Raw genomic sequence first — 8207 nt, 5'->3', positions numbered from 1 at the left:
TGTGATGGTCTGACCGGCTTTGAACGTGATCTTACCGCTAACGCCGGTATAGTCTTCGCCCTCTGTCGCGGTACCGTCAATGGTTGTGTAATCAAGCGTAATATCTTCGGTAGAGGGATCGGATAATTTCAGCTCAAAGACAGCCTGTTTACGTCCGCCGTTGCCTTCCAGAATGCGCGGGTCCGAAACAAACAGCGCCAGATCATTGTCACCGTGATGGTCGTCGCGAATAATGCCAATTGCCGTCAAAGTCGGCTCTCCACCCGCCAGAACAGCATTCTCGGCGCTGTGAAGTTCCAGTGTGTAATTTTCGTCGGATTCATCAGGGAAATCACCCGTGTGCGTGATGGTAATGATCTTCTGCACTTCACCGGGGTTGAATGTGACCGTACCCTTGTTTCCAAAGAAGTCGACGCCACCGTCCCGCGCAGAGCCATCTATTACCGTGCGGAAGGACACATCCACATCCAGAGTCGAAGGCTCCGACAAGCGCACCACAAACTCGGCGAGGCCGCGGTTTGATCCTGAGCCTTCTTTGGCTTCGGCAGGTTCGAGAGTGATGACAGGTAACATAATATCCTCCTGATATAGTATAAAAAAAAGCCGAATAATTAATCGGAAAAATGAAATTCTTCTTATTTAGTAAAACAACAATCGTGATTCTTCGCAACGTCAGTGTAAGGAACGCTGGTTAGTCGCGTCCGCGTCGACCGGCGGAACACTATAAATTTCGATGGAACTTTCAGCGGGGACTGTGGGTAAGCCGGCCCACTAACGTGTTGAATTGACCGCAGTTGCTTCGGCAAAGGCCCTATAGGTCCAACAGCCCCACGGGGCCAAGTAAATTGGTTTGAAATGGTAAAATACGCGCGGTGGAAGATGGGGCGACACAGGCAAAATGCTGGACTGTCCCTATGGGACTTTGATTCGTTGCGGCAGTCCGCATTGCATAAATTCCGGAAACCGCCGAGGTTCGGGCCACAGCGGTTTCCGGTTTATTGCTATTTGCGATTCATGCGGTTTTCGATCAAATCCTCTACGACACTCGGGTCCGCAAGGGTTGAGGTATCGCCAAGTGCGCCGAAATCATCCTCGGCAATCTTGCGCAGGATGCGCCGCATGATCTTGCCCGAACGGGTTTTCGGCAGGCCGGGTGCCCATTGGATCAGGTCCGGTTTTGCAATCGGGCCGATTTCCTTGCGCACCCAGTCAGACAATTCCTTGCGCAGTTCCTCGCTCGGCTCTTCGCCGGACATCAGTGTGACATAGGCGTAGATCCCCTGCCCCTTGATGTCATGGGGATAGCCCACAACGGCGCTTTCTGCGACTTTCTCATGGGCGACGAGCGCGCTTTCCACTTCGGCGGTGCCCATCCGGTGGCCCGAGACGTTGATCACATCGTCCACCCGTCCGGTGATCCAGTAATAGCCGTCCGCATCCCGCCGGCAGCCGTCGCCGGTGAAATAATACCCTTTGTAATCACTAAAATACGTGGAAACAAAGCGGTCGTGATCGCCGTAAACCGTGCGCATCTGGGCCGGCCAGCTGTCCTTCATGCACAGAACGCCTTCAGCCTCGGTCGTGGTGATTTCCTCGCCGGTTTGCGGGTCCAGAACAACCGGCTGAACACCGAAAAACGGCAGCGTACAGGAGCCGGGTTTGGTCTCGATTGCGCCGGGCAGCGGGGTCATCAGATGGCCGCCGGTTTCCGTCTGCCACCACGTATCCACAATCGGGCAGCGGTCTTTGCCGACAACCTCATTGTACCAGTTCCACGCCTCCGGATTGATCGGCTCGCCCACGGTGCCGAGGATCCGCAGAGAGGACAGGTCGCATTTTGTCACGAACTCATCCCCGAGCCCCATAAGCGCGCGGATGGCTGTTGGCGCGGTGTAGAACTGGGTCACTTTGTGTTCGTCGCACACCTGCCAAAAGCGGCTGGCGTCCGGATAGGTTGGCACCCCTTCAAACATCAGCGTTGTCGCACCATTGGCCAGTGGACCATATACGATATAGCTGTGCCCCGTGACCCACCCCACATCCGCCGTACACCAGAAAATATCGCCGTCCTTATAGTCGAACACATATTTATGGGTCAGCGCCGCATAAAGTAGATAGCCCGCAGAGGAATGCACCACCCCTTTGGGCTGGCCGGTAGAACCGGACGTGTAGAGGATAAACAGCGGGTCTTCGGCGTTCACCGCGACCACCGGACAATCCTCTGACGCCTGTGCCATTAATGCGGAATAGGAATGGTCGCGTCCGTCTTTCAAACCCACATCCGCGCCAGTGCGCTCGACCACCAGTGTTTGCACATCACCGCAGATGTCCAGCGCGGCATCCGCGTTGACCTTCAGGGGTGTCGGCTTGCCGCCGCGCGGTGCCTGATCCGCCGTGACCAGCAACTTGGCCTGACAGCTTTTGATCCGAGCCGCCAGCGCATCCGGCGAAAAGCCACCAAAAACGATGGAATGCACCGCACCGATCCGCGCACAGGCCAGCATCGCATAGGCGGCTTCGGGGATCATCGGCATGTAGAGAACAACACGGTCGCCTTTTTCCACGCCGAGAGTTTTATACACATTGGCGAGCTTGCTGACCTCGCTGTGCAATTCGGCGTAGGTGATGTGTTTGGACGCTTCGGTGGGGCTGTCCGGTTCCCAGATGATCGCCACCTGATCGCCCCGTGTGTCCAAATGACGGTCCACACAGTTTTCGCAGACGTTCATTTCCCCGTCTTCGAACCATTTGATCGAAACATCAGGATGGGAAAATGTCGTGTTTTTGACTTTGGTGAAAGGTTTGGACCACTTCAGGGCCGCCCCCTGTTCCCGCCAGAACCCTTCAGGATCAGCGACAGAGGCGTCATACATTGCCTTGTACTGATCCGCGTTAACATGCGCATCCCGCGCGATGGCGTCCGGAATAGGGTGTTTTTCCATAGGGCTGTTCTGTGCTGACATAGCTTGCCTCCTCCTAACAAGTCACCGCATTAATGGCTGCAGACCCTGTCCTTCTGCAAGTACCTGCGGAAAATTAACCAAAAACTGTCAATCTGTCTGTAATGCAACGGTTTTGCTGTAAATTTTTGTAAAATAAATGACGGAAACTGTCTCAAAACTGTAAGAAACATGACCCAAGGTCAATTTTCACGGTCTTCGCAGGTTCCGCACTCTGCCCGCCCCCGACCGTTTGAAGGGACAATGATCATTTACAGAGCTTGCTTTTTGTTTTGACCAAACGGTAAGGTTTTCCCAGTTGCACTAATAATTCTGGGAGGAAATTCATTATGGAACTGAAACATTTGCTTTGGGGATCGGCAACGGCTGTTCTGGTTGGCGCCCCTGTTGCAGCCCAAACCCAAGTTGAATTCTGGCACGCCTTCACCGGGCGTTTGGGGGAACTGGTGGCCGCACAGGTTGAAACTTTCAACAGCAGCCAGTCCGATTATGTGGTCGAAGCGACCCACAAAGGCAATTATTCCGAAACCCTGAATGCGGGCATTGCGGCCTTCCGTGCGGGCGAACAGCCCGACATTCTGATGGTGTTTGAAGTCGGCACAGCCACAATGATGGCGGCGAAAGGCGCGATCAAACCTGTCTATGAAGTCATGGCCGATTCGGGTGCCGATTTCGATGCCGACGCCTATATCGGTGCGGTGAAAGGCTATTACACCACCTCAGAGGGTGAAATGCTGTCGTTGCCTTTCAACTCTTCCACGCCGGTTCTCTGGGTTAACCGTGACGCGCTTACAGAGGCGGGGATCGACCCTGACACGGATATGTCCACTTGGGAACAGGTGGGAGAAGTGCTCGACCAGTTGAAAGAATCCGGCAGTGAATGTCCGATGACAACAGCGTGGCAAAGCTGGATCCATCTGGAAAACCTCTCTGCCTATCACGACACGCCTTTTGCTACCAAAGCCAACGGGTTTGGTGGTGTGGATACTGAACTGGCGCTGAATGGTGATGTGCAGGTTGCGCATATTCAGGCGATGGGCGACTGGGCCAAAGAAGGTAAATTCATCTATGCCGGCCGACGCAATGAGGGCGGCGCCAACTTCCGCTCTGGTGATTGTGCGCTGTTTACCGAAAGCTCTGCCGGTTATGCGGGCATCAAGGCCGAAGCCAAATTCGATTTTGAAGTCCGCCCGCTGCCCTACTGGGCCAGTGCGGTTGACGCGCCACAAAACACCATCATCGGCGGGGCGTCCCTATGGGTGATGGCAGGTCAGTCTGACGAGGAATACAAAGGTGTCGCGGAATTCCTGAACTTCCTCAGCTCTGCCGAAGTGCAGGCACAGTGGCATCAGGATACCGGCTATCTGCCAATCACAAGTGCCGCAGCGGATCTGACCCGCGAACAGGGTTTTTATGAAGAAAACCCTGGCACCGATGTAGCCGTGAAGCAAATGACAACCAATGCGCCCACGGAAAACTCCAAAGGTTTGCGTCTGGGGTCTTTCGATCAGATCCGCGGGATCATCGACGAAGAGCTGGAGGCCGTCTGGTCCGGTGACAAGGACGCGAAAACCGCCCTTGATAGCGCAAAACAGCGGGGCGACGAACTGCTGCGCCGCTTTGAACAAGCCAACCGCTAAGGCATAGGGCATCCCCGAAATTCGCGGGGGTGCCCCATCAACTCCATGGAAAAACGCGTCACCTTCAAAGGGCTCTGGTTGCCGCTTCTGCTGGTCTTGCCGCAGATTGTGATTACGGCCGTCTTTTTCTTTTACCCCGCAGGTCAGGCCATCTGGCAGTCCCTGTTCATCCCCGATCCTTTCGGCCTGTCGATGAAATATGTGGGGCTGGGCAATTTTGAATACCTGCTGGGCAATCCCTATTACCGCGCCTCTTTTGTGACAACGGCGGTGTTCTCCATCCTTGTGACCGTGGTCTCTATGGGCATCGCGCTTTATCTGGCGGTGCTGGCGGACCGGCTGATCAAAGGCTCCGGCGTCTATCGCACCCTGCTGATCTGGCCCTATGCGGTGGCTCCGGCTGTGGCGGGTGTCTTATGGCTGTTCATGTTCAACACCCGCGTTGGCGTGGTGTCATGGTACCTTGGTCTGCTCGGCTATGACTGGAACCACGTGCTGAACGGCGAAGAGGCGATGGGCCTTGTGGTTGTCGCCAGCGCCTGGGGACGCATCAGCTATAACTTTCTGTTTTTCCTAGCCGGATTGCAAGCGATCCCGAAATCGGTGATCGAAGCAGCAGCCATTGACGGCGCCCGCTTCTGGACCCGTTTCCGCACCATCGTTTTTCCCCTGCTCTCCCCCACCACATTCTTCCTGCTGGTGGTGAATATCGTCTACGCCTTCTTTGAAACCTTCGGCGTGATCCACACGATCACCAGCGGCGGGCCGCAGCAGTCCACCACCATTCTGGTTTATAAGGTCTATGCGGACGGGTTTGTCGGGCAGGATCTCGGCTCCTCTGCGGCGCAATCGGTGATCCTGCTGGTGATCGTCGGCTTGTTGACCATCGTACAATTCAAATTCATCGAGCGGCGGGTGCACTACTGATGGCGGATCATTCGGGCATGGTAGAAAAACGCGGTTTTGGCCTGTGGATGACCCATCTCGGGTTGATCATCGGGCTGCTGTTTGTGTTTTTCCCCATCTGGCTGGCACTGGTTGCCTCTACTGTGACACAGGCAGACATTATGGACCCGCCGATGCCCCTGCTGCCCGGCGAGCATTTCTTTGAAAACTACCGCAAGGCGCTGGTTTCCGGCATCAACGCGCCTGTGGCGTGGATGATGGTGAATTCGATGATCATGGCCCTTGGCATCGCCTTTGGCAAAATCGTCATCTCTCTACTGTCCGCCTTTGCCATCGTCTACTTCCGCTTCCCCGGACGGCGCACGTTTTTCTGGCTGATCTTTCTGACCCTGATGCTGCCGGTTGAGGTCCGCATCGTCCCCACCTATGAAGTCGTCGCAGGCTTTGGCATGCTTAACAGCTACTCCGGCCTTATCTTTCCACTGATCGCATCTGCCACCGCTACCTTCCTGTTCCGCCAGTTCTTTATGACCGTGCCGGACGAACTGGCCGAAGCCGCCCGCGTGGATGGTGCCAGCCCGATGCAGTTCTTCCGCGACATCCTGCTCCCGATGAGCCGCACAAACATCGCGGCCCTTTTCGTGATCCTGTTCATCTACGGCTGGAACCAATACCTCTGGCCGCTGCTGATCACCACCGATCCGTCCATGAACACCATCGTCATGGGCATCAAACAAATGTTCCCTTCCGGCGATGATTTCGCGGACTGGCCCGTCATCATGGCCACCTCGATCCTTGCGATGATCCCGCCTGTGATTGTCGTTGTCGGTATGCAGCGGCTGTTCATCCGCGGCCTTGTAGATAGCGAGAAATAAGAATGGCGACTGTCAAACTCGATTCCCTGAAAAAGTCTTTCGGCAAGACCGAGGTGATCCACGGCGTGGATATCGACATTAAAGACGGGGAGTTCATCGTCATTGTCGGCCCGTCCGGGTGTGGCAAGTCCACGCTCTTGCGCATGGTGGCAGGGCTGGAGACCGTCACATCGGGCGAAGTACAAATCGGCGGCGCGGTGGTTAACGACCGCGAACCGATGGACCGCGACATTGCGATGGTGTTCCAGAACTACGCGCTCTACCCGCATATGAGCGTGTTTGACAATATGGCTTACGGGTTGAAAATCGCCGGAACCCCGAAGGCGGACATCATCGAGCGTGTGGATACCGCTGCAAAACTACTGCAACTGCAACCCTACCTCAAACGCCGCCCGCGGGAGCTTTCGGGCGGGCAGCGCCAGCGGGTTGCAATGGGCCGCGCGATCGTGCGCAAACCCTCTGTATTTCTCTTTGACGAACCCCTGTCCAACCTCGATGCGAAACTGCGGGTTCAAATGCGCCTGGAGATCAAACAGTTGCAACGGCGTCTCGGGGTGACATCACTCTACGTGACCCACGATCAGGTTGAGGCGATGACCCTTGCCGACCGGATGATCGTAATGAACGGCGGTGTGGCCGATCAGATCGGCGCACCGCTGGAGGTTTACGCCAACCCCGCAACCGAATTTGTTGCTGGATTCATCGGCTCCCCCCCGACCAATTTCGTGAATGCGGATCTGGCGGGGATCAGGAACGGTGAAGCTGCCAAACTCGGTGTGCGCCCCGAACATCTGACTGTCCTGCCAACCGGTTCAGGACGGCTCGAAGCCAGAGTGATGTATACCGAAGCCCTTGGCGCGGAAACACTGGTTCATCTGGAACTGGCCGATGGCGCAATGATCACCGCCCGACGATCCGCTACCGAAGCCAGCGCACCGGAAGGCACAGAGGTCGGTCTGGACTGGCAGGATAGGGACGAAATGCTGTTCGACCACACCGGCAAACGCTGCTGACAGAGCCATTCTGTCCGCTCTGGTGAAACCTTCCGGACGCAGTCCGCGTTAATCCTTCGACGGCGGGGTTTTCTGCGTGCCGCGCACAGACAGAAAAGAAGGAAGAGCCATGTTCTTTAATGAACCCTATCTGGACGCCCTCACCAAAGGCAGCCTCCTCAGCATTCTCGCATTATTCTGGATCATCCTGATGGTCAGAGTCGTCGGCCTGCGATCATTCTCCAAAATGACAAACTTCGACTTTGTCACAACGGTCGCAATGGGGTCGCTGCTGGCAGGTGCGTCCCAATCCAAAGATTCCGTCGGTTTTCTGCAAAGCCTTGCTGCAATGGCCAGCCTGTTTATCGTCCAGTTCGCCGTCTCAAAGCTACGCCACAACCTGCCGTGGTTCGACCGGGCGGTTCAGAATACACCGATCTTCCTGCTGAGAGATGGCGTGGTTCTGCACGAAGCCCTTAAAACCACACGGGTGACAGAGGACGACCTGATCGCAAAGCTGCGCGAAGCAGGCGTCGAGAGCATGTCCGAAGTTAAAGCCGCCGTGCTTGAAACCACGGGCAGCATTTCCGTTCTAGCAGGGGAAAAGGTCGAAGAAGGGCTGCTGAAAGGTGTAAGACACGCCTAGCCCTTCGTTTCAACAACACGAACGCAAACGGCCGCCCTTTATGGGCGGCGTGTTTTTTGTGTTTGTGTTTTTGTAATCGTTTAGGGAGCTTTTTGTTAATACTTACTAGGTTTGGCAGTGACTTACTCTCCCACGTCTTAAGACGCAGTACCATCAGCGCGACAGTGCTTAACGGCCGAGTTCGGGAT

General features: G+C 55.7%; 7 protein-coding genes and 1 rRNA gene. 5 read left to right on the top strand and 3 right to left on the bottom strand.

The window, feature by feature from the left end:
* Together BFV97_RS18260 and acs are read right to left on the bottom strand one after the other, a co-directional pair.
* Positions 1-573, bottom strand: a 573-nt coding sequence (locus tag BFV97_RS18260; protein WP_281200968.1) for a Calx-beta domain-containing protein, incomplete at its 3' end; no start/stop codon positions are given.
* A gap of 428 nt (positions 574-1001) precedes the next feature.
* Positions 1002-2942, bottom strand: coding sequence for an acetate--CoA ligase (gene acs, locus BFV97_RS18255; protein ID WP_108721716.1), 1941 nt, complete (start codon positions 2940-2942; stop codon positions 1002-1004).
* 347 nt (positions 2943-3289) lie between these two features.
* Between acs and ugpB the strand changes: the two genes are divergently transcribed.
* From ugpB to BFV97_RS18230, 5 genes are all read left to right on the top strand, one after another.
* On the top strand, positions 3290-4600 hold the full coding sequence (gene ugpB, locus BFV97_RS18250; protein WP_069301776.1) for a sn-glycerol-3-phosphate ABC transporter substrate-binding protein UgpB: 1311 nt from the start codon (positions 3290-3292) through the stop codon (positions 4598-4600).
* 45 nt (positions 4601-4645) lie between these two features.
* Positions 4646-5527, top strand: a complete 882-nt coding sequence (gene ugpA / locus BFV97_RS18245) for a sn-glycerol-3-phosphate ABC transporter permease UgpA (RefSeq protein WP_069301775.1) — start codon at positions 4646-4648, stop codon at positions 5525-5527.
* A 17-nt stretch (positions 5528-5544) separates the two neighbouring features.
* Positions 5545-6381, top strand: coding sequence for a sn-glycerol-3-phosphate ABC transporter permease UgpE (gene ugpE, locus BFV97_RS18240; RefSeq protein ID WP_069301778.1), 837 nt, complete (start codon positions 5545-5547; stop codon positions 6379-6381).
* Positions 6382-6383: 2 nt separating this feature from the next.
* Positions 6384-7394 carry a sn-glycerol-3-phosphate ABC transporter ATP-binding protein UgpC gene (gene ugpC / locus BFV97_RS18235; RefSeq protein WP_069301774.1) on the top strand — a complete coding sequence of 337 codons (1011 nt, stop codon included), beginning with the start codon at positions 6384-6386 and terminating at the stop codon, positions 7392-7394.
* A 109-nt stretch (positions 7395-7503) separates the two neighbouring features.
* On the top strand, positions 7504-8019 hold the full coding sequence (locus tag BFV97_RS18230; RefSeq protein ID WP_069301773.1) for a DUF421 domain-containing protein: 516 nt from the start codon (positions 7504-7506) through the stop codon (positions 8017-8019).
* A gap of 109 nt (positions 8020-8128) precedes the next feature.
* Here BFV97_RS18230 and rrf read toward each other — a convergent pair.
* Positions 8129-8207: ribosomal RNA gene (rrf, locus tag BFV97_RS19285) — 5S ribosomal RNA — on the bottom strand; the annotation flags it as partial.

The sequence above is a fragment of the Neptunicoccus sediminis genome, assembly GCF_001719615.1.
Lineage (GTDB): Bacteria > Pseudomonadota > Alphaproteobacteria > Rhodobacterales > Rhodobacteraceae > Amylibacter > Amylibacter sediminis.
The sequence above is the reverse complement of the archived record's forward strand: the minus strand, read 5'-3'. Positions and strand labels throughout refer to the sequence as shown.

Excerpts from the sequence above, each read along its gene's own strand:
- acs (WP_108721716.1), bottom strand. The coding sequence starts at position 2,942 with ATGGAAAAACACCCTATTCCGGACGCCATCGCGCGGGATGCGCATGTT.
- ugpB (WP_069301776.1), top strand. The coding sequence starts at position 3,290 with ATGGAACTGAAACATTTGCTTTGGGGATCGGCAACGGCTGTTCTGGTT.
- ugpA (WP_069301775.1), top strand. The coding sequence starts at position 4,646 with ATGGAAAAACGCGTCACCTTCAAAGGGCTCTGGTTGCCGCTTCTGCTG.
- ugpE (WP_069301778.1), top strand. The coding sequence starts at position 5,545 with ATGGTAGAAAAACGCGGTTTTGGCCTGTGGATGACCCATCTCGGGTTG.
- ugpC (WP_069301774.1), top strand. The coding sequence starts at position 6,384 with ATGGCGACTGTCAAACTCGATTCCCTGAAAAAGTCTTTCGGCAAGACC.
- BFV97_RS18230 (WP_069301773.1), top strand. The coding sequence starts at position 7,504 with ATGTTCTTTAATGAACCCTATCTGGACGCCCTCACCAAAGGCAGCCTC.